Annotated in this window: 2 protein-coding genes; both read right to left on the bottom strand. The window is 65.7% G+C overall.

Annotation, left to right across the window (positions count from 1 at the left end):
* Positions 1-166: 166 nt before the first annotated feature.
* Positions 167-658, bottom strand: a complete 492-nt coding sequence (locus tag ACXAGC_RS20345; RefSeq protein WP_454549712.1) for an excalibur calcium-binding domain-containing protein — start codon at positions 656-658, stop codon at positions 167-169.
* Between the two features lie 621 nt (positions 659-1279).
* On the bottom strand, positions 1280-1574 hold a 295-nt coding region (locus tag ACXAGC_RS20340; RefSeq protein ID WP_474846822.1), incomplete at its 5' end, for a hypothetical protein.

Genomic DNA, 1574 nt, shown 5'->3' with positions numbered 1-1574 from the left:
TTGTCGGACACTCAGCTCTGGAATTTTTGGCCTCTGCTGGTGGGTCCGTGTGGTCGACCCGGCTCTGCCGGCGCGGTGATGCATGAGGTGGGACAGTGCTTGCGACAGGTACACCAATGGCCCCGGCAACCCGGTGCGAGGGTTACCGGGGCCGTAGGCGTGCTGCTCAGGCGGTGCGGGCGCGCCGTCGCAGCCAGAACGCGCTACCAGCAAGGGTCACGGTCAGGGCCAGGCCACCGGTCACCGCGGCGGCGCTGTCGCCGTCGGCGGTTTCCACGGCCACGCCGGTGTCGGCGCCGCCGACGGGGACCTGCTCGATCTGCGGTGCCTCCTCCAGACCAGTGCCATCGGGGCCGGCGATGATGCCGGTGTTCGGGGGCAGAGTGTCCCGGGCCAGCTCACGCTGCTCCACGATCTCGGCCACCGTCGCGGCGTCGTAGGCGTAAGCCTCGCTCTCACACGCCACGCCGTCGGCGTCGGTGTCCAGAGCGGGGTGGTACGCCGGGCTGCCCTGGGGGATGTTGTACACCCCTGCGGCGAAGGCTGCATCACAGACGGGGAAGATGGGTCCGTAAACGTCGGCCGACGCCGGGGCAGCACTGAGGGCTGAAAATCCGACGGCGGTGATCAGTGCGGCACTTGCTGCGCTTTTTCGCATCTGTTTGTCGCTTTCTGAGAGGTATTTGTCTTTGCAACGTATCCAGCCGACATCCTTGAGCCAACCCCGTCAGCGACACAAACCTGATCTGTTCCAGTCTTGTTGACTTCAGGAGTTCATTGGGCCGAGTCGAAACCTATGCACGGCGCGGCGGCCGCCCCGTTCCCGTCCATGGCACCGGGGACCACGCCGTGGACCCCGTCCCCGGAGCAGAGCCTCCGGTCGCGCCTCGGTGCCCCCGCCTTCCCGCAGGGAACTGCTGATGCTCCGTTGCACTGCGGGGACTGCGGCGTTGCACATGAAGTTGCTCATCGCGCCGGGGTGAGTCTCCGCCCGGGCATGATGTAGTGACCTTGGGAGGTGCGTTGAGGTTGGCCCTCCCGTGCGCGGAGGGTCAGAGCACCTCTGCCCCGAGCACGATGAGGCCAGCCAAGATGCCAGCACATCCCAGGACGCCGATGGGACCGGCGGTGAAGGCAGGTTCTGCTCGGTACTGCGGATGATCCGGCGGAGGAGCCTGGCGCCGTGAGGCGTAGAGACCCCCAAGTGACTTCCGGCAGAGCAGGAGGACCACGCCGGTGATCACCATGGCAGCACCCAAGACAAGGCTCGGCCACCCCACTAGAACATCTCCCGCGGCAGGAACAGACCCATCAAGATGATCACGACCCCCAGGACGACGGCGCCGACCCCGGGAGAGAGCAGCGCCGAAGAGCCGGTGCGATCTGCGAAGATCTGACCGACTCGCCGGCCGAACAGCACGCTTTGGGCCTCGATGATGACTGAGATCAGCGTTTTGCGGAACCTGATGACCACAATGCCGAAGACGATCATCACGGGGCCCATGATCAGGGCCGGCCAGAAGATGTCCTCCACTGCACACCTCCTGTAGAACTTTCCGCTTTGTCTCGGCTCA

The sequence above is a fragment of the Alteromonas sp. AWJ4_197 genome, assembly GCF_056160285.1.
Note: the sequence above shows the minus strand (reverse complement) of the source record. Positions and strands in the feature narration are given on the sequence as shown.